At 71.0% G+C, this 19,890-nt stretch carries 15 protein-coding genes and 2 pseudogenes; 11 read left to right on the top strand and 6 right to left on the bottom strand.

Translation table 11 applies throughout. The features are described from left to right. Window positions 1-94: 94 nt before the first annotated feature. From ACFVH5_RS10225 to ACFVH5_RS10240, 4 genes are all read left to right on the top strand, one after another. Window positions 95-1,018, top strand: a complete 924-nt coding sequence (locus ACFVH5_RS10225; RefSeq protein WP_385833100.1) for a universal stress protein — start codon at window positions 95-97, stop codon at window positions 1,016-1,018. A gap of 135 nt (window positions 1,019-1,153) precedes the next feature. Continuing rightward, on the top strand, window positions 1,154-3,421 hold the full coding sequence (gene pflB, locus ACFVH5_RS10230; RefSeq protein WP_385833101.1) for a formate C-acetyltransferase: 2,268 nt from the start codon (window positions 1,154-1,156) through the stop codon (window positions 3,419-3,421). Further along, window positions 3,418-4,167, top strand: a complete 750-nt coding sequence (gene pflA / locus ACFVH5_RS10235) for a pyruvate formate-lyase-activating protein (protein WP_385833102.1) — start codon at window positions 3,418-3,420, stop codon at window positions 4,165-4,167. The genes pflB and pflA overlap by 4 nt, the downstream gene beginning before the upstream one ends. 70 nt (window positions 4,168-4,237) lie before the next feature. Next, window positions 4,238-4,879, top strand: a complete 642-nt coding sequence (locus ACFVH5_RS10240) for a universal stress protein (RefSeq protein WP_385833103.1) — start codon at window positions 4,238-4,240, stop codon at window positions 4,877-4,879. Between the two features lie 52 nt (window positions 4,880-4,931). Here ACFVH5_RS10240 and ACFVH5_RS10245 read toward each other — a convergent pair whose 3' ends face one another. The 3 genes and pseudogenes from ACFVH5_RS10245 to ppdK all read right to left on the bottom strand — a co-directional run bounded on the left by ACFVH5_RS10245 (window position 4,932) and on the right by ppdK (window position 8,710). Next, entirely contained in the window at window positions 4,932-5,396 is a 465-nt protein-coding gene (locus ACFVH5_RS10245) for a pyridoxamine 5'-phosphate oxidase family protein (RefSeq protein ID WP_385833104.1), read from the bottom strand. A gap of 72 nt (window positions 5,397-5,468) precedes the next feature. Further along, window positions 5,469-5,743 (bottom strand): annotated as a pseudogene (locus tag ACFVH5_RS10250) (bifunctional acetaldehyde-CoA/alcohol dehydrogenase); the annotation flags it as partial. A 256-nt stretch (window positions 5,744-5,999) separates the two neighbouring features. Next, a pseudogene (gene ppdK, locus ACFVH5_RS10255) lies at window positions 6,000-8,710 on the bottom strand (pyruvate, phosphate dikinase). Between the two features lie 272 nt (window positions 8,711-8,982). Here ppdK and ACFVH5_RS10260 point away from each other — a divergent pair. The 4 genes from ACFVH5_RS10260 to ACFVH5_RS10275 all read left to right on the top strand — a co-directional run bounded on the left by ACFVH5_RS10260 (window position 8,983) and on the right by ACFVH5_RS10275 (window position 13,859). Next, window positions 8,983-9,687, top strand: a complete 705-nt coding sequence (locus ACFVH5_RS10260; RefSeq protein ID WP_385833105.1) for a response regulator — start codon at window positions 8,983-8,985, stop codon at window positions 9,685-9,687. Window positions 9,688-9,875: 188 nt separating this feature from the next. Then, complete coding sequence (gene gap, locus ACFVH5_RS10265) at window positions 9,876-10,904, top strand: type I glyceraldehyde-3-phosphate dehydrogenase (protein WP_385833106.1); 1,029 nt, start codon at window positions 9,876-9,878, stop codon at window positions 10,902-10,904. A 148-nt stretch (window positions 10,905-11,052) separates the two neighbouring features. Continuing rightward, the gene (locus tag ACFVH5_RS10270; protein ID WP_385833107.1) at window positions 11,053-12,777 is read left to right on the top strand and encodes a GAF domain-containing protein; all 1,725 of its coding nucleotides are present in this window, start codon (window positions 11,053-11,055) and stop codon (window positions 12,775-12,777) included. 206 nt (window positions 12,778-12,983) lie between these two features. Further along, on the top strand, window positions 12,984-13,859 hold the full coding sequence (locus ACFVH5_RS10275; protein ID WP_385833137.1) for a universal stress protein: 876 nt from the start codon (window positions 12,984-12,986) through the stop codon (window positions 13,857-13,859). Window positions 13,860-13,880: 21 nt separating this feature from the next. Here ACFVH5_RS10275 and ACFVH5_RS10280 read toward each other — a convergent pair whose 3' ends face one another. Beyond that, the gene (locus ACFVH5_RS10280) at window positions 13,881-15,524 is read right to left on the bottom strand and encodes a peptidoglycan-binding protein (protein ID WP_385833108.1); all 1,644 of its coding nucleotides are present in this window, start codon (window positions 15,522-15,524) and stop codon (window positions 13,881-13,883) included. 210 nt (window positions 15,525-15,734) lie between these two features. Further along, complete coding sequence (locus ACFVH5_RS10285; protein WP_384797608.1) at window positions 15,735-16,181, bottom strand: peptidoglycan-binding protein; 447 nt, start codon at window positions 16,179-16,181, stop codon at window positions 15,735-15,737. 265 nt (window positions 16,182-16,446) lie between these two features. Between ACFVH5_RS10285 and ACFVH5_RS10290 the strand changes: the two genes are divergently transcribed. Beyond that, entirely contained in the window at window positions 16,447-17,301 is an 855-nt protein-coding gene (locus ACFVH5_RS10290) for a peptidoglycan-binding protein (protein ID WP_385833109.1), read from the top strand. Further along, window positions 17,298-18,269 (top strand): helix-turn-helix domain-containing protein, encoded by a 972-nt coding sequence (locus ACFVH5_RS10295; RefSeq protein WP_385833110.1) that lies wholly within the window; start codon window positions 17,298-17,300, stop codon window positions 18,267-18,269. The genes ACFVH5_RS10290 and ACFVH5_RS10295 overlap by 4 nt, the downstream gene beginning before the upstream one ends. 48 nt (window positions 18,270-18,317) lie before the next feature. Here ACFVH5_RS10295 and ACFVH5_RS10300 read toward each other — a convergent pair whose 3' ends face one another. Further along, the gene (locus ACFVH5_RS10300) at window positions 18,318-18,920 is read right to left on the bottom strand and encodes a TetR/AcrR family transcriptional regulator (protein WP_385833111.1); all 603 of its coding nucleotides are present in this window, start codon (window positions 18,918-18,920) and stop codon (window positions 18,318-18,320) included. Window positions 18,921-19,053: 133 nt separating this feature from the next. Between ACFVH5_RS10300 and ACFVH5_RS10305 the strand changes: the two genes are divergently transcribed. Further along, the gene (locus ACFVH5_RS10305; protein ID WP_385833112.1) at window positions 19,054-19,788 is read left to right on the top strand and encodes an SDR family NAD(P)-dependent oxidoreductase; all 735 of its coding nucleotides are present in this window, start codon (window positions 19,054-19,056) and stop codon (window positions 19,786-19,788) included. Window positions 19,789-19,890 lie beyond the last annotated feature (102 nt).

Genomic DNA, 19,890 nt, shown 5'->3' on the forward strand with positions numbered 1-19,890 from the left:
TCGGCCGAGGTCCTTCGGCACCCTCCGCACGGGTCCGTTCCGGCACGAAGCTCGACGGGAAGAGCATCAGGCGCGGACCAAGGAGGTAGGCAGCATGCTTCGCCATGTCACCGCGGGCGTCGACGGTTCCGTCGACAGCCTCGCGACCGCACACTGGGCGGCCAGGGAAGCCGTGCGCCGCGGAGCCCCGCTGAGGGTGGTGCACGCCTGGCAGTGGCACCCTCGCCCGCCCGCCTCCGTCCCCATGGGCAACAGCGAGCACGAATGGGCCCGGCAGACCCTGGACCAGGTGGTCGCCGGCGTGCGGGCCGCGCACCCCGACCTCTCCATCGATGCCCAGCTGGTGTCCGACTCCCCGGTCAGGGCCCTGCTCGCGTGGAGCGACGACACCGAGGTGCTGGTGCTCGGCTCCCGCGGACTCGGCGGTCTCGCGGGGTTCATGGTCGGTTCGGTGTCCCAGCGGGTCGTCGCCAGGTCCGTACGCCCCGTCGTGCTCGTCCGTGCGGGCAGGGCGACGGCCGACGAGGAACCCACGACGCCCGGCAAGGAGGGCACTTCGCGGGAGAACTCCTCGGAGAAGTCCGGGACTTCGTACCGTGACGTCGTCCTCGGTCTGGACGTCCGGCATCCCTGTGACGAACTGATCGAGTTCGCCTTCGAGGCCGCCCGGCTGCACGGCACCGCACTGCGGGTGATCCACGCCTTCAGTGTCCCCTCGGCCGACGGCGGCGACCTGCGCGCGGTCACGGGCGCCGAGGCGGAAGTCCTGGCCGGCCAGGAACGCGCCGTCGTCGCGACGCTGCGTCCGTGGTGCGCGAAGTATCCGGAGGTCTCCGTGACCGAGACCGTCTCCGAAGGCAGGCCGGCCGGCGCCCTGATCCACGCCTCGTCCGAGGCCTGCCTCGTCGTCGTGGGCCGAAAGATCCGGGAGAGCCACCTCGGGACGCACATCGGCTCCGTGGCCCACGCGGTGCTGCACCACGTCGGCTGCCCCGTCGCCGTGGTCCCGCACGGCTGAATCCACCCGGCCCCGTCGGCCGGGGCCGTACGGGCCACCTGTCGGCGCTGTCCGGCACTGCCCGTGACGACCGCGGCGGACGAGCATGTGAAGAGGGAGACCCGCACAGGTGGAACAGGGAAGGGACGACCGACGATGACCGCAACCGCGAAAGCCGTGGAAGCCGACAGCCGACGGGACGAGGCATGGCGTGGCTTCGCCGGGACGTTGTGGCGGGACCGTATCGACGTACGCGACTTCATCCAGGCCAACTACACGCCGTACGAGGGCGGTCCGGCGTTCCTGGCCGGTCCGACGGAACGCACCCTGGCCGTCTGGCACAAGGTGAGCGCGCTGTTCCCCGAGGAGCGGCGCAAGGGCGTCCTGGACGTCGACCCGGCTACCCCTTCCACGATCACCTCGCACCGCCCGGGGTACATCGACCGCGAACGCGAGCTGATCGTCGGCCTGCAGACCGACGCGCCCCTGCGGCGGGCGATCATGCCCAACGGCGGACTGCGGATGGTGGAGAACGGCCTGAAGGCGTACGGCCACCAGGTGGACCCCTTCGTCGCGCGGGTCTTCGGGACCTACCGCAAGACCCACAACGACGGTGTCTTCGACGCCTACACACCCGAGATGCGGGCCGCCCGCCGGGCGGGGATCATCACCGGTCTGCCCGACGCCTACGGGCGTGGCCGCATCATCGGGGACTACCGCCGGGTGGCGCTGTACGGCACAACCCGCCTGACCGGGGCCAAGAAGGCCGAGCGGGCCCTGCTGGACGCGCGGCCCTCCGACCCGGACGTCATCCGTGACCGCGAGGAACTGGCCGAGCAGACAAGGGCGTTGGGGGAGCTGGCGGAGATGGCGGCCTCGTACGGCTGCGACGTCACCCGCCCGGCCGCCACCGCGCACGAGGCCGTGCAGTGGCTGTACCTCGGTTTCCTGGCCGCGGTGAAGGAGCAGAACGGCGCGGCGATGTCACTCGGCCGCACCTCCACCTTCCTGGACGTCTACCTCCAGCGCGACCTGGACGAAGGACTGATCGACGAGACCCGCGCCCAGGAGCTGATCGACGACTTCGTCGTCAAGCTGCGGATCGTACGGTTCCTGCGCACCCCGGAGTACGACGCGCTGTTCTCCGGTGATCCGACCTGGGTGACGGAGTCCATCGGCGGTCTCGGCACCGACGGACGTCCGCTGGTCACCCGTACCTCCTTCCGCTTCCTGCAGACGCTCTACAACCTCGGCCCGGCCCCGGAGCCCAACCTCACCGTGCTCTGGTCGCCCCGGCTCCCGGCCGCCTTCAAGGAGTTCTGCGCCCAGGTGTCCATCGACACCAGCGCCGTCCAGTACGAGTCCGACGAGCTGACGCGGCCGTGCACCGGCGACGACACGGCGATCGCCTGCTGCGTGTCGGCGATGGCGGTCGGCAGGCAGATGCAGTTCTTCGGCGCGCGCGTCGACCTCGCCAAGGCGCTGCTGTACGCGATCAACGGCGGCCGGGACGAGATGACCGGCGAGCAGATCGGCCCCCGGGCACCCGCGCTGACCGGGGAGTACCTGGACTACGAGACACTGTCGGCGGCGTACGACCGGATGCTGGACTGGCTGGCGGCCACCTACGTCAACACGCTGAACGTCATCCACTTCATGCACGACAAGTACGCCTACGAACGCATCGAGATGGCTCTCCACGACCACCCCGTGCACCGCTTCATGGCTTGCGGCATCGCCGGCCTGTCGGTCGCCGCCGACAGCCTGTCCGCCGTCAGGTACGGCCGGGTCAAGGTGATCCGCGACGCCACCGGACTGGCCGTGGACTACGAGACCGAGGGCGACTGGCCCGCCTACGGCAACAACGACGACCGCGCCGACGCCCTGGCCGTCGGGCTGGTCGAGTCCTTCATGGCCAAGGTGCGCGAACACCCGACCTACCGGAACGCCGAACACACCCAGTCGGTGCTCACCATCACCTCGAACGTCGTCTACGGCAAGCGCACCGGCAACACCCCGGACGGCCGCCGCGCCGGAGCGCCCTTCGCGCCCGGCGCCAACCCCATGAACGGGCGTGACCGGCACGGGGTGGCCGCCTCCGCGCTGTCGGTGGCCAAGCTTCCCTACGCGCAGGCACGTGACGGCATCTCGCTGACCACGACGATCACGCCCGAGGGACTGGGCCACCGCCCGGAGGAACGCGCGGCCCACCTGGTCGGCATCCTCGACGCCTACACCGCCTCCGGCGGTTTCCACATGAACGTCAACGTCCTGGACCGGGTGACGCTGGAGGACGCGATGCAACACCCGGACAAGTACCCGGAGTTGACGATCCGGGTTTCCGGGTACGCCGTCAACTTCGTACGCCTGACCCGTGAGCAGCAGCTCGACGTGATCAGCCGCACCTTCCACGAAGCCCGATGAACACGAGAAGCCCGATGAACACGACCGGCCGGATCCACTCCTGGGACCTGTCCACCGGCGTGGACGGCCCCGGGACCCGGTTCGTGCTCTTCGTCAGCGGCTGCCCGCTGCGCTGTCTGTACTGCGCCAACCCCGACACCTGGCACATGCGGGACGGCCGGCAGGCCACCGTCGACGAGGTCATGGCCGAGATCGACAAGAACCGGGCATTCGTCACCGCGGCCGGCGGAGGGGTGACGCTCACCGGCGGCGAGCCGCTGCTCCAGCCCGCCTTCACCGCCGAGGTGCTGCGCCGCTGCAAGGAGGCCGGGCTGCACACCGCGCTCGACACCTCGGGATTCCTCGGCGCCCGCGCCACGGACGAACTCCTCGCCGACACCGACCTGGTGCTCCTCGACATCAAGTCCTTCGACGTCAACACCTACCGGAAGCTGACCGGCGGCGAACTGGCCCCCACTCTGAACTTCGCCACCCGGCTCGACCGGCTCGGCGTCCGCATGTGGGTCCGGTACGTCCTGGTCCCCGGCTGGACGGACGAACCGGAGGCCGTCGACGGTCTCGCCCGCTTCGTCGCCGGCCTCGACAGGGTCGACCGCGTGGACGTCCTGCCGTTCCACCGACTCGGCGCCGCGAAGTACGAGGCCCTCGGCCTGCCCTTCCCGCTACGGGACACTCCGCGCCCCGAGCCCGAGCTGATCAGGCGCGTCCAGGAACAGTTCCGCAAGCACGGGGTGGCGGCCTGCTGAAGGGCGGGACACGACACCTTCCGGAGCACGGAACGACATGAGAGGGGGCGGCATGAGAGGGGGCACGACTGTGAGGATCCATCAGGTGGTCGCCGGAGTGGACGGTTCGCTCGTCTCCGTACGGGCGCTGGACCGGGCGGCGGCCGAGGCGGCACGCCGCGCGGCCGCACTGCGCATCGTGTACGCCGTGCCCGACCTGGACGAGGCCGGCCCGATACTCGCGGCGGCCCGGGCCCGGGCCGCCGCACGGCACCCCGACCTGCCGGTGACCACCGAGGCCGTGCGGGGCAGCGCCGTACGGGCGTTGACGCGCGAGAGCGAGGACGCCGCGCTCACCGTCGTCGGGACCCGCGGGTTCGGAGGGCTCACCGGCATGCTGCTCGGGTCCGTGAGCCTGCGTCTGGCGGCACAGGTGCGCGGCCCGCTGCTGGTCGTACGCGGCGACCGCCGGTGCGGGGACGGCGGTGAGGTGCTGCTCGGCCTCGCCGGTGACGCGGATCCCGACGTGGCCGCCTACGCCTTCGAGGAGGCGGAGCGCCGCGGGGTCCGGCTGCGTGTCCTGCGCCGCGCCCTGCTGGAGGCCACGCGGGCGGCCGACGTCGTCGTCATCGGCGCCCACCAGCGCGCCCACCGTGTCGGACCGCACCTGAATCCGACGGCGCACACTCTGCTGCACCGTTCCCACTGCCCCGTGCTCGTCGTGCCGACCTGATGAACGACGCCCCGGCCACGGCCCCGGGACGGCCCGGCACGACGGGCTCCACTCACCTGCCTGCCCCGCTTCGTACGGCCGTGAGGCGGATACCGGTGATCAGGTCGGGGTGTATACGGACCGCGTAGTCCATCGTCCGGTCCACCCAGGGGCGCAACAGCTCCCGGTAGCGGGCGAGTTCGTACGACTCGGTCACCAGGTGGGCGAAACCGGTGACCACGACGCTCCAGCCGAGATGCGTGTCCGGGTCGATGGCGTCGGCCTCGTAGGCGACGACCACTCCCGGGCCGCCGGTGTGCCGGGTGCGTGAGGTAAGGGCCGCCCCCTCGTGGGTGCGGATGACGATGTTCCCGCCGTCCAGCACGTGGTTGACCGGGCGGATGGTGGGCAGCGCGTCCCGGGTGAAGACGATCCTTCCGAGGGACACGGTGCCCAGCAGTCGCAGAGCCTCGTCGCCGTCGAGCTCGATGCTCTGGCGGGGCCCGGAGCCGACCGGCTCGGCGTTGTCGAAGGCCATGGCGGATGTCCGTAGGGGGTCGTTGCACACCGCGTGTGCGTGATCAGGTCATTGGAACGATGTCGGGGTGCCTCACGCCAGGGCCGTTCGGCCCTCGTCCGCGTCCGCTCGGCCGTAGCAGGCCGCGCGCATGATCTCCCGCATGTCGTCGAGCATCGGCATCCGTGGATTGGCGGGCGCGCGCATTGGTCCTCGTAGGCGTTGAGTGCCTGTTGCGGCAGGGCGTCGACGCCGATGGGACCGTAGTGCTCGTACATGGGCGAGCCCGTGAGTTCGGCGGGAAGCGTGCCGTTGTGGCGGATGACGTGCGGCAGCAGGACGGCGTTGGTGCGGCCGTGCGCGACGTGGAGGTTCCGGCGCCGTGTCGGGTCATGGCGTGCACCTCCGGTGTCGTGTGCCGTCGCGGGGGCCGGCGGGGCCGGGTGGAGCGGCACCGCGGGGGTCGGTGCCGCTCACGTCTCCACTCTCGTTCGGAGCGGACCCCCGTCGCTGGTGCCGATGGTCCCCGGCCGGGCCCGGCCGGCCCCGGGGGAGCGGGCCGACCGGGCCCGGCCCCTCGGCGGACCGGGACGGCCGAGGGGGGAGCCGGGCGGTACGGGCCCGTCATCGGCTGTCGCTCACCTCGGTCTCCGACAGGGCGGCCCGGCCGGCCTCCAGGCGGGCCACCGGTACCCGGAACGGCGAGCAGGAGACGTAGTCCAGGCCCGTCGCGTGGAAGAAGTGGACGGACTCGGGGTCGCCGCCGTGCTCACCGCAGACCCCGATCGTCAGGTCGGGCCGGGCCGCCCGGCCCTCGGCGACGGCGATCCCGACCAGGCGCCCCACGCCCTCGCGGTCGATCGTCTCGAACGGGGAGACGGCGAAGACACCCTTGTCGAGGTAGGCCGAGAAGAACGCCGCCTCGACGTCGTCGCGGGAGAAACCCCAGGTGGTCTGGGTGAGGTCGTTCGTACCGAAAGAGAAGAACTCCGCCTGCTCGGCGATCCGGCCCGCGGTGAGCGCGGCGCGGGGCAGCTCGATCATGGTGCCGACCGGGCAGGTCACCGGCCGGCCGACACTTCGGCCAGTACGCGTTCCACCTCGTCGCGCTCGATGCGCAGTTCCTCGACGGCGCCCACCAGCGGCACCATGATCTCCGCTTCCGGCGAGCCCCCGGCTCGCGTACGTTCCACGACCGCCTCGGCGATGGCCCGTACCTGCATGGCGACCAGGCCCGGCACCACCAGGCCCAGGCGCACACCGCGCAGGCCGAGCATCGGGTTCTCCTCGTGCATGCGGTTCACGGCCTCGAGCAGTTCGGTGTCGTGCGGATCCGGCAAGTCGCCGTGCGCTTCGGCGGTGGCGATGTGTACGGCGAGTTCGGTGCGGTCGGGCAGGAACTCGTGCAGCGGCGGGTCGAGGAGGCGGATGGTGACCGGCAGACCGTCCATCGCTTCGAGGATGCCGACGAAGTCCTTGCGTTGCAGGGGGAGCAGCGCGTCCAGCGCCCGTTCGCGGTGCGCGCTGTCGTCGGCCAGGATCATCTGCTCGACCAGCTTGCGGCGCTCGCCGAGGAACATGTGCTCGGTGCGGCACAGGCCGACACCCTGGGCGCCGAACCGGCGGGCTCGGGCGGCGTCCTCCGGGGTGTCGGCATTGGCGCGGACTTCCAACCGCCGCGTCCCGTCCGCCTGTTGGAGGGCTCGTGCGACCGCGTCGACGACCTGGGTCGACCGCTCACCGCGTTCACCGGTCTCCAGGTAGCGCATGACCGCGGAGTCGACCAGTGGGGCCGCGCCCGGGTACACGGCGCCCGTGGAGCCGTCCACCGAGACGACCGTGCCCTCCTCGACGACGGTGCCGGCGCGTGTGGTGAAGCGCCGTGCCTCGGCGTCCACGGTGAGTTCCTCGGCACCGCAGACGCACACCTTGCCCATGCCGCGGGCGACGACCGCCGCGTGGCTCGTCTTGCCGCCGCGGCTGGTGAGCACCGCCTGGGCAGCCACCATGCCGGGCAGATCGTCGGGGGTCGTCTCCTGGCGGACCAGGACGACCTCCTCCCCGGACCCGGCACGCCGTAGGGCTTCGGCGGAGTCGAAGACCGCCGCGCCCACCGCCGCGCCCACCGCCGCGCCCACCGCCGCGCCCGGCGAGGCGGGCAGGCCGTGGGCCAGCGGGTCCCCGGTGGCGGAGGTGTCGAAGCGCGGGAACATCAGCCGGGCGAGCCCGTCACCACTCACCCGCGACAAGCCCTCGTCCGGGGTGATGAGCCCTTCGTCGACCAACTCGGCGGCGATACGGAAGGCGGCCTCGGCGGTCCTCTTGCCCACCCGTGTCTGCAGCATCCACAGCGTGCCGCGCTCGATGGTGAACTCGATGTCGCACAGGTCCCGGTAGTGGTGCTCCAGCGTCCGCAGGTGCTCGCGCAGCTGCTGGTACGAGGTCGGGCCGAGCTTCTCCAGCTCGGCCAGGGGCACGGTGTTGCGGATGCCGGCGACGACGTCCTCGCCCTGGGCGTCGGCCAGGTAGTCGCCGTACGGGCCGCTGCGGCCGGTCGCCGGATCACGGGTGAAGGCGACCCCGCTGCCGGAGTCGGGACCGAGGTTGCCGAACACCATGCGCTGCACGGAGACCGCGGTGCCCAGATCGTCGGGGATGTGCTCGCGCCGCCGGTACAGCCGGGCGCGTTCCCCGTTCCACGAGCGGAAGACCGCGAGCACCGCCCGGCGCAACTGCTCGGCGGGCGACTGCGGGAAGTGGTCGCCCGTCACGACATGGATCAGGTTCTTGTACGTGTCCACGAGTTGGGCGAGGTCGCTCGCGTCCAGCCGCAGATCGTCCGGGGCGCCGCGTTTCTCCTTGAGCCGTGTCATGGCCCGCTCGAACAGTTCGGCGTCGACGCCCATGACCGTACTGCCGAACATCTGCACCAGCCTGCGGTACGAGTCCCAGGCGAACCGCTCGTTCCCGGAGGCCTTGGCCAGTCCCGGTACGGAGGCGTCGGTCAGCCCGATGTCGAGGACCGTCTCCATCATGCCCGGCATCGAGAAACGGGCGCCGGAGCGGACGGACAGCAGCAGTGGGTCGTCCGGCTGCCCCAGGCGCCGCCCGGCGGCGGTCTCCAGGACCGACAGGTGACGGGAGATCTCCCGGGACATCCCCTCGGGTTCCGTGCCGGTGGCCAGGAAGGCCCGGCAGGCCTCGGTGGTGACGACGAACCCCGGCGGCACCGGAAGGCCCAGCGCGGTCATCTCGGCCAGGTTCGCTCCCTTGCCACCGAGCAGGTCGGCCATGTCACGACCGCCTTCGGTGAAGTCGTACACGTAACGGACCATCACATGTGCTCCTCGGCTCGGTACCGCGGCCCTGTGGACGTGCCGTCCTCCAGCGTCGGACCGCCGGGGGCGGCGGAGGAGGTGCTGGATGTCCCTTCAGGTGGGCCGGTCGGCCCGTGTGACCCTCGTGGAGAATCGGTTCGCCTGGGGAATCGGGGCCGACCGGCCCTGGTCGTTCGTCCCGGGAACCGGAAGGATCCAGCAGCAGAAGAAGAAGCCGGTACGCGCGCGGGTGCGGACATCGGCGTCCGGCGTACGAGAGGAAGCATCCGATGGCCGACAGCGAACGGACGGGCCCCGACAGCCCCATCCGGGTCTTCCTGCTGGACGACCACGAGGTGGTACGGCGTGGGGTGCACGACCTGCTGAACGACGAGCCGGACATCACCGTGGTCGGCGAGGCCGGGACCGTCGAACAGGCCCTCGTGCGCGTTCCGGCACTGCGGCCCCAGGTGGCGGTCCTCGATGTCCGGCTGCCCGACGGGGACGGGGTGACCGTGTGCCGGGAACTGCGCTCACGCATGCCGGATCTCGCCTGCCTCATGCTGACCTCGTTCGACGACGAGGAGGCGCTGCTCGACTCGATCATGGCCGGGGCCTCCGGGTACGTCCTGAAGCAGATCAAGGGAGCGGACCTGGTGTCGGCCGTCCGCACGGTGGCCGCGGGCCAGTCGCTGCTCGATCCGAGCGCCACCGCCAGGCTGATGGCCCGTCTGCGCGCGGGGGACCAGCCGAAGGAGGAGCCGGACGCGCTGCCCGGCCTCACCGAGCGGGAGCGGGAGATCCTGGCCCTCATCGGCGAAGGGTTGACCAACCGTCAGATCGGTCAGCGGCTCTTCCTCGCGGAGAAGACGGTCAAGAACCACATCTCACGCCTGCTGGCCAAGCTGGGTGTGGAGCGGCGCATACAGGCCGCCGTCATCGCCACCCAGGCGCAGGCCCAGACCCGGGACAGGCCGAAGAACGAAGGCCGCTGAGGCCCGAGAGGCCGAGCCCGAGAGTCCGAGTCCGAGTCCGAATCCGAGTCCCCGTAAGGGTGTTGAGCGGCGGGCCGCAGGGCCGAACGTCCCCCAGGCTCGCCCCGTACGGCCCAAGTCCCGCCCGGTCCGCCTCCCGCACGCTGGCAGCGGAGACAGACACGGGACGGACCGGAAGGACGAGGGACATGGGCGTACGGGTGGGCATCAACGGCTTCGGCCGCATCGGACGCAACTATCTGCGCTGCGTGCTTGAGCGCGCGGAGACGGGTGCGGGCACACCGGTGGAGGTCGTGGCGGTCAACGACATCACCTCGCCGGCGGTTCTGGCGCACCTGCTGGAGTTCGACTCGACGTACGGACGGCTGCACCGCGCCATCGAGCACGACGACACCTCACTCACCGTCGACGGGCACCGCATCGCCGTGACCGCCGAGCGGGACCCCGCCGCGCTGGCCTGGGGTGACCTCCGCGTGGACGTGGTCATCGAGTCGACCGGCCGCTTCCGTACCCAGGAGGACGCCGGCCTGCACCTCAAGGCGGGGGCGCGCAAGGTGCTGCTGTCCGTACCGGGCAAGGGAGTCGACGGCACGATCGTGATGGGCGTCAACGAGAACACGTACGACACCGGGCGGGATCACGTCGTCTCCAACGCCTCGTGCACCACCAACTGCGTTGCTCCCATGGTGAAGGTGCTGAACGATCACTTCGGCATCGTCAAGGGCCTGATGACCACCATCCACGGCTACACAAACGACCAGGTCGTCCTGGACGGTCCGCACAAGGACCTCCGCCGGGGCCGCAGCGCCGCCGTGAACATCATCCCCACCAGTACCGGGGCCGCCCGCGCCGTGGGCCTCGTCCTGCCGGAACTGGCGGGCACACTCGACGGTATCGCCGTACGCGTCCCCGTCGAGGACGGTTCGCTGACCGACCTGAGCGTGGTCCTGGAGCGGCCCGCGTCGGCGGACGAGATCAACACGGCGTTCCGGGAGGCCGCCGACGGTCCGCTGCGGGGCATCCTGCGGGTGTCCGACGCCCCGATCGTCTCCCGCGACATCGTCGGCGACCCCGCCTCGTGCGTCCTGGACGCCCCGCTGACCCAGGCCCACGGCGAACTGGTCAAGGTCTTCGGCTGGTACGACAACGAATGGGGCTACACCAACCGGCTGCTCGACCTCACCGAGTACGTCGCGGCCCGACTGCCCCTGAACTGAAGGCAGTTGCCGCCCCGGACCCGGCTGCGGGGCCCGATCCCTACGCTCTCCCGACCCGGACCGCGCAGACCCGCACCGGACCGATACCGTGACACCCGACCGGAACGGTCGGCTGTCCGTGCGTCGAGGGGACCTGGAGGATCGACCGGTGGGAAGCGCCGAGGAGTCCCGTCGGGCCCGCGTACGACTGCCGCAGCTGAAGCTGGACGAGCTGCTGGAAGAACTGCAGGCCAGACTGGACGCCGCACGCGGTACGCGCGACCGCGTGCACAGCTTGCTGGAGGCCGTGCTCTCCGTCGGCCGGGAGCTGGACCTGGAGCAGGCGCTGCGCAGCATCGTGGAGGCCGCGGCCGTGCTCGTGGACGCGCGATACGCGGCCCTCGGGGTGATCGGGGCGGACGGCAAGCGGCTGTCGGCCTTCCACACGATCGGGATCAGCGAGGAACAGATCGCCGAGATCGGCCACTACCCGGAGGGGCACGGCATTCTGGGCGAACTCATCCGGCATCCCGAACCCCTGCGGCTGGTCAAGCTGTCGGAGCACCCTTCCTCGTACGGGTTCCCGCCCCATCACCCACCGATGAACACCTTCGTCGGTGTCCCGATCCGGGTGCGGGAGCAGGTCTTCGGCAATCTCTACCTGACCGAGAAGCAGGGCGGCGCACAGTTCGACGAGGAGGACGAGTCGGTCCTGTCGACCCTGGCGGTGGCCGCCGGCGTGGCGATCGACAACGCCCGCCTCTACGAGGAGTCGCGGCTGCGCGAACGCTGGCTGCAGGCGAGCGCGGAGATCACCCACTGCCTGATGTCCGGCAGCGACCGCGCCGAGGTCCTCGGCCTGATCGCGGAGCGGGCGAGGGACATCACCTCGGCGGCGCTGACGGTGGTCGCCCTGCCCATGGAGAACACGGACTCGCTCACCGCCGAACTGGCCTTCGGCGAGGCGGCGGAGGCACATCGAGGGCTCGTGCTGCCGGTGGACGAGGGTCTGATCGGCCGGGCGTTCTCCGCAGCCGCCTCGGTCGCCAGTCCCGACATCTCCGCGGAGGAACGGGACGCGTCCGGGCCCCCGCGTTTCACCGGTCTTGGTCCGGCCGTGGCCGTCCCCATCGGAACGGGCGAGCGGGTGCGCGGGATCGTCCTGCTGGTGCGCGAGTCCGGCGGGCCGGCGTTCACCGAGAAGGAGACCCGGGCGCTGCAGGGGTTCGCCGCGCAGGCAGCGGTCGCGATGGAACTGGCGGAACGGCGTGAGGACGCCGAGGAGATCGCGGTGCTCAAGGACCGCGACCGGATCGCCCGCGACCTCCACGACCTGGCGATCCAGCGGCTGTTCGCCACCGGCATGACCCTGCAGAGCGCCAGCCGTTTCATCGAGCACGACGAGGCATCGGAACGTGTGTCGCGGGCGGTGGACGACCTGGACGAGACCATCAAGATCATCAGGTCGACGATCTTCGGCCTGCGTGCGCGGGAGGGTGCCGCCGCCCCGGGCCTGCGGGCCCGTGTGGTCCGTGTGGTCGGCGAGGCGGCTCCGGTGCTCGGTTTCACCCCCGGCCTCCAGATGGAGGGGCTGGTGGACACCCAGGTCGCCAAGGAGACGGCCGACCACGTGGTGGCCGTGCTCTCCGAGGCCCTGACCAACATCGCCCGGCACGCCCGGGCCACGTGTGCCGCGGTGGTTCTGGAGACCGACGGCCGCGAGGTGCGCCTGACGGTCTCCGACGACGGCGTGGGCATCGCGCCCGGGGGCCGCCGGAGCGGCCTGCGCAACATGGCGGAACGGGCGGGGCAGTTGGGCGGAGAGTTGCAGCTGGACAGCCCTGAGGGCGGCGGTACGACCTTGGTGTGGTGGGCGCCGGTGGGGGAGCGGTAGGACCACGCGGCGGCGGGCGCCGACGGACGGCGGCTGGTGGGGCGATGGGCGGAACGGCCGAGAACCGGTCGGCCCGTCCGTCAGGGCCGTTCGGCCCGGAAGAAGCACACCGATCGGCTCAAGTGCGGATTCCGGCCCGGGAGTTGAATGGAGGCGTCCTGACCGCGGGTGGAACGTCCTGAATCATATGGAAGGTGGTGGCCATGATGGAGCTGCCCCTGGTGGTGGGCGTGGACGGATCGGAGTCCAGCCTTCAGGCAATGGACTGGGCGGTGGACGAGGCGGCCCGCCACGGCCTGCCGATCCGCCTGGTGCACGCCTGCCTGTGGGAACGCTACGAAGGTGACGAACAGACCGATGGAGCCGGACGCCCGTCGGACCAGGCACTCGCCGAGAACATCCTCGGCTCCGCCGCCGAGCGCGCCCGACAACGTGATCCCTCCGTGCGGGTCGTCGCGGAGGTCGTGCCGGAGGACGCGCCGACCGCCCTGCTGCAGGCGGCCCGCGACGCCTCGGCCCTCGTCACGGGCTCACGTGGCCGCGGCGAGCTGAGGGGGCTGCTGCTGGGCTCGGTCGGTCTGGCGGTGGCGGCGCGTGCCCACTGTCCGGTGATCGTGGTCCGCGGGGACAAGGCCGCCCTGGAGGCGACGCACGAGCGCATCCTGCTCGGCGCGGGCGATCCGGCGACGAGCGGTGAGGCGGCCCGGTTCGCGTTCCGCGAGGCGCAGGCACGCGGGTGCACGCTGGATGTCGTACGTGCCTGGCGCTGCCCCTCCTACGAGGGCGCCGACCATCCGAGCATGGCCGGCGTACCGGAGCGGTACCACGAGGAACGGGCCTCGGCGCTGCTCGACGCGGTCGTCCACGAAGGCGTCGCGGACCACTCGGGGGTGCGGGTGCGGAAGACCACCGCCGAGGGGCCGGCCCGCAAGGTGCTCCTGCGGCGCTCGTCGGCGGCGGACCTGGTCGTCGTCGGCGCCCGGCGCAGGCACGGCCACTTCGGCCTGCAACTCGGCCGGGTGGGGCACACACTGCTGCACCACGCGGACTGCCCGGTGGCGATAGTGCCCCAGCAGACCTGACCGCGCAGGGGCCGACCACGCTCAGCGGACGCGGATGAAGACCACGTCGTATCCGCTGTTCGTGGCACGGGACCTGACGTAGACGCCGTCGTTGTCGCCGTTGGGGTTGCCCGTGTTGCCCTCGACGGTGGTGAACGACGATCCGGACACCGTACGCACGATGCCTATGTGCTCGTTGCCGCCGGTGAAGTCGCTTCCGCCGTCCCAGTCGAACGCCACGATGTCACCCGGCTGCGGGCTGGTCGTCACCGACAGGTGGTAGTTGCCGGCCCGCGCCTGCTTGACCCAGCCCGAGACGTAGGAGTTGCGGTAGGAACTGGCCCCGGTCTGCTTGGCCACCCAGCTCACGAACGTCGCGCACCAGGCGTAGTTGCTGGTGGAGAGCGAAAGACCCACGGACGAGCCGTAACTGTTCGCGCGGGCGCTGCCCTCGACCGTGCCGGCCTCGGCCTCCGCCACTTCGAGGATCTTGCCGTAACCGCCGCCGGGCGGGGGCGACGACGGCGGGGTGACCGCGCCGTACAGCGCGGCCTTGGTGTTCGGTCCCGCGTGGCCGTCGACCGACAGCCCCTTCTCGGCCTGGAAGTCCCTGACGGCACTGTCGGTGAGCGCACCGAAGTCGCCGTCCACGGCGAGATCGGCACCGTGGTGGTTGAGCAGGCTCTGCAACTCGGTGACACAGCCGCTGCGTTGCCCCTGCACGATCTCGTTCGGGCAGGAGGCGGAGTTCAGGTTGATCGGCGCGGGCGCGCCGTTGCCGCCGCCACCGCCGATGTTCGCGTACAGGGCGGCCTTGGTGTTCGGGCCGACCGCGCCGTCGGCGGTGAGGCCGCTCGCGGACTGGAACGCCTTCACGGCCGCCAGGGTCTGGGGACCGAAGCTGGCGTCGACGTCGAGGCTCTGACCCTTGCCGTTCAGCAGGGACTGCAGCGTGGCGACACAACCGCCGCTCTGCCCCTCCACGATGTTCTCCGGGCACGACGACGACCGCAGGTCCAGGCTCGTCGACGGTGACTCGTCGGTGTCGTACAGCGCCCGCTTGGTGTTCGTACCGACCTGTCCGTCGGCCGTGAGGCCCCGGGAGGTCTGGAAGGCGCGTACGGCGCCGGCCGTCCCGGCGCCGAAGTCGCCGTCCACGTCCACGGCGTACCCCTGGTGGCGCAGCAGCCGCTGGAGCTCGGTGACGCAACCGCCCTGGGCGCCCTGGACGATGTTCGCGGGGCAGGAGGCGGAGTTCAGGTTGACGGGGGCGGGCGCCGAGCCTCCGGTCGCGTACAGCTTGCTCTTGGTCGCCGGGCCCACCCGGCCGTCCACGGCGATGGCGGTGGCGGCCTGGTACTCACGGACCGCGTAGAGCGTGCCCGCCCCGAACTGACCGTCCACCACGAGACCGGCGCCGTGCGCGTTGAGGAGGTTCTGCAACTCCGTGACGCAACCGCTCGTCTGGCCCTGCACGATCTCGGCGGGGCAGGACGCGGAGGTCAGCTTGATCGGGGCCGGTGCCGCCGCGGCGGGCTGGGCGCCGATCACGAGGCCGGCCGAGACCATGGCCGCGGTGGCGGCGAAGGTCCCGACGCGCGTCCGCCACCCCGCCCCGGTGCGGCGCGTGTCCCGGCGTGGGTGACTGTGGTCTTCGGCGCGAACGAGGAATGCGAGTCTTCCCATGGCGGGGAGGTTCTCCTTCGGTTGCTGGAGGGGCTTCTGACGTACCGTCGGCTTACGGCTTACGGCTTACGGCTTACGGCTTACGGCTTACGGCATACGCGCCACCGGTCACGGGCTGGGCGCCCGGCGCGGTTGTGGGGGAGGCGGGAACGCGCAACCCCGGCCCGTCCTTGCCGTTGCAGGACGGGCCGGGGTGGGTCACTCGGACTCTCAGGCGGCGAAGCGCTTGAACGCCGCCCGGGTGCCCGCACCGGCGATGCCGTCGATGTCACCCGTGTAGCCGTAGTCGTCCTTCAGCAGGCGCTGCAGCGCCTTGATGGTGTTGGTGCCGGGGTCCCCGTCGATCTCGCCCGTGTAGCCCCAGTACTTCGCGAGGCAGCGCTGGAAGGCCTTCCAGCTGTTGGTGCCCAGCTGGCCGTCGATGGTGTCCGTGTAGCCCCAGTAGTCCGCGAGGAAGTTCTGGACGTTCTTGGCCTCGGCCGTGGTCAGACCGAAGTTCTGCGTCGCGGCCACGGCGGCGGGCTGTGAGACGGCCGCCGTGTGCGCGGTGGTCCCGGTCGCCGCGAAGCTGGTGCCCGCGGTCGCCACACTGCCGGCGGCGAGGCCGACAACGGTGACGAGTCCGGCGATGGTCGTGCCCAGAGCGTTCGGTCGCATGCTTTCCTCTTTCGGTCGTGGAATCCGCACCTGCCTCGACTGACGGGACCAGGTGGCGAGGACAAAGGTGCAGGGCGCCGGGGCCTCGTGGCCACGGCTCAGGCGCAGTTGGCGGTTGCTCGGGACGACCACCCCGCTGACCTGCGACGACAGGGTCCGGTGGGACGGTTGTGTGGGACACCTGTGACAGATGTGACGGGCTCATGCAGAATGCGAAGCGGCGAAGGGGGTCGCTGATCACGCTCATGAACGCATTTGGGGAAACATGTCGCGCTACAAGCCGCTGTCCGATGAACTCGATCCCTGCGAAAGGCAGTTGGTGGAGGAGTTACGTCGGCTGAAGGATCACGGCGAGCTGACGATGCGGCACCTCGCGGCAAAGACCGGCTACAGCTCCAGATCGTGGGAGCGGTACCTGGGAGGCACCTCGCTGCCGCCCCGGGAGGCGCTGGAGGCACTGGCCCGGATCACGGGCGCCGACCCCGTACCGCTGCTCGCGCTGCACGAGGTCGCCGCCGACACCTGGGACAGCCGCCGCGCCAAGACCGCCGTAGAGCCGCGGCCCACGACGCGGGAACAGGACAAGGACCAGGATCAGGACGAGAGGCACGGACAGGATCAGGGGCACGGGCAGGACCATGGACAGGATTCGGTCACACTGATCGGGCCCACGACGCCCCCTGCCACCGCACCAGCTCACGTCCGCTTCCCGCACATCGCCCTCACGGCAGGCGTCGTAGCCCTGGCCGTGGCACTCTCGGCGGCGCTGCTGCTCATGCTGCGCCTCGACGACGACGTCACCCAGGCGACCGTCGCCGCCCCGCCCTCCACCGCCGCGGCCTCGCCGTCACCCTCCTACACCTGCCGCATCGCCCGAGTGGACGGCCTCTGGTCGGCAGGCATCAACGAAGGCCGGAACGACGAGATCGTCTACGGGGCCACGGGCGCCGACGTGGCCGAAGCGCAGTGTCTGCTGCGCCGGGCGGGCATCTCACCCGGCGGGATCGACGGCATGTTCGGCCCGCTGACACTGCGGGCCGTCAAATCGTTCCAGCAGCGCTCGGGCCTGGTCGTCGACGGGATGCTGGGGCCGCGCTCCTGGAAGGCGCTGCGCGGATGACAGGGGCTGTACCTTCACCGCCGGGCGCCCGACTGGCCGTCGTGCTGCAGCAGTTGAAGCAGCGCACCGGCCTGAGCCTGGCGCAGCTCGCGAACGTGACCACCTTCAGCAAGTCGTCCTGGGAGCGCTACCTCAACGGCAAGAGTCTGCCGCCGCGCAGCGCGGTCATGGAGCTGTGCCGTCTGGTCGGCGAATCAGCCGACCACCCGCTGGCGCTCTTGGACATCGCCCGGACGCACCGGACGCATGCAGCGCGTGGAACGCCTGGAACGCCTGGATCGAAGGCGGCGCCGCAGAACGAGACGGCACCGGACGCCAGCGCCCCCTCCGGGACAACCCCGCCCGATACCGGGCCGCCCGGCACCGGCCCGACCGAGTCATCCCCGGACGACGCCAACCTCACGGGCACCCGCACCCGTACCCGCCCGACCAGCCGCCGGCCCGTAGCCGTCCTCACCGCCCTGGTGTCGGTCTGCGCGGTGGTCGTGGGAACGCTCGTGCTCATCAACCTTCCCCCCTCGCACGGCATGGAGGCGCCTCCGTCCCCCACGCCGCCCTCCACCACCGGGGCGCTGTGCCGTCACACTGCCTGTCAGGACAAGGACCCGATCGCGATGAAATGCGGTGCTCAGCCGACGACACTCGCAGAGCACGAGACCGCCACGGGGGCCTGGATCCAGATCCGCTACAGCGAGGAGTGCGGGGCGAGTTGGGCCCGTATGTGGGGCGCGGCGGTGAACGACCGGATCGAGCTGCGGACGGGCGGCCGGGACGGCTCCCGCCACGGCGCTAGGGTCACGAGCCGCAACGAGGCGGACACCTACGTCCACACGCTGATGAGCGTGGCCGGCCCCGGGACGGCGATGCAGGTCTGCTTCAGCCCCGCGACGGGCGGCGCGAAGGAATGCTTCAGGGCGCGCCCGGACGCGGCCGTCGCACCCTCCGCAACGGCCGCGTCCGCAAGCTGAGTTGACCAGAGCGTCAGCCCTGCGTCGCGCGTCGTCATCCTGGCGGCGCTACTCGCCGGCGCCGGCACCGGCCGACGCCGGCGCTGTCGTCGGGATGGCGTTGTCGACGAGGACGGCAGCGATGGCGGCGGCGGTGGCGAACGCGTCCGTGTTGAGGACTCGGCTGCGGGCCGAGGCGCCGTCCAGTAGCAGCGCCAGTTGTTCGCCGAGCTGTTCGGGATCAGCGACGCCGGCCTCGCGGGCGGTCTCGGCGAGCCGGGCGGCGAAGCCCTTCTTGTAGTCGCGGGCGTATACGCGCGCCGGGTGGTCCGGGTCGGGGATCTCGACGGCCGCCGCGATGTACGGGCACAGGGGAGCGTGTGCGTCGAACGCGGCGAGGAGCCGCTCGCGAGGCGTGAGATCGGTGCGGTCGAACACCTCCGGCAGGATGTCGGGATCGAACCGGCGCAGGCACTCGGCGATCAGGTCGTCCTTGCCGGTGAAGTGCTGGTAGAGCGTGCGCTTGGACACCTCGGCGACCGCGCAGAGCTGGTCCATGCCGGTGCCGCCGATGCCTTGATCGCGGAACAGTCGTTGTGACGCTCCGAGGATGCGCTCACGTGCGCCCCTGCCGCGGCGCAGGCCTCGCGGCCCCTTCTCCAGCTCTGTCATACGCCCAGCCTAACCCACGTGGGTACCGATCGGTGTGCATAGCTTGCACCGCTCGCCGCGGTTCGCTACGGTCATCGGTAAGTACTCAGATCGGTGTACTTAATTTCGGCACGGCAGATGAATGGAGTGCATCGTGGGAAAGCTCGATGGCAAGGTCGCGGTGATCACGGGCGCGACGAGCGGGATGGCACTGGCCGGTGCGAAGTTGTTCGCCGACGAAGGAGCTCACGTCTTCATTTCGGGCCGGCGGAAGGACGCGCTGGACGAGGCCGTCAGGCTGATCGGCCGGAACGTGACCGGCGTGCAGGGTGATGCGGCCGACCTCGATGATCTGGACCGGCTGTTCGAGACGGTCAAGCGGGAAAAGGGCGCGATCGACGTGCTGTGGGCGAGCGCCGGGACAGGTGGGCAGGGCAAGCTCGGCGAGATCACCGAGGAGCAGTTCGATGCCGCCTTCTCGCTGAACGCGCGCGGCACGCTGTTCACGGTCCAGAAGGCGCTGCCGTTGTTCAACGACGGAGGCTCGATCCTCATGACCGGGTCGAACGCATCACTCCGGGGCTACCCCGACTGGGGCGTGTACGCGGCGAGCAAGGCCGTGCTGCCCGCCTACGCACGGGTGTGGGTGGCCGAGCTGAGGGACAGGAGGATCCGGGTGAACGTGCTGACTCCCGGCCAGGTCGCCACGCCGATCCTGGAAGAGGTGATGGACGAACAGATGAAGGCGCAGTTCGAATCCGTCATCCCGCGGCGGGAGATGGGCCGCCCTGAGGAGATCGCGTCGGCCGCGCTGTTCCTGGCCTCGGACGACTCCAGTTACGTCAATGGCATGGAACTGGTCGCCGACGGCGGCACCACGGTCATCTGAGCACGTCCCTGCTGGTAGCCGGCGCCGCGCCGACGGGTATCCGCGGCGGCGCCCGGCTCCCCCCCCGGGAGGCCCGTCGGCAAGCGTCGGCCCACGCCTCAC

Source organism: Streptomyces sp. NPDC127119 (assembly GCF_042677425.1).
In the GTDB taxonomy this organism is placed as follows: Bacteria; Actinomycetota; Actinomycetes; order Streptomycetales; family Streptomycetaceae; genus Streptomyces.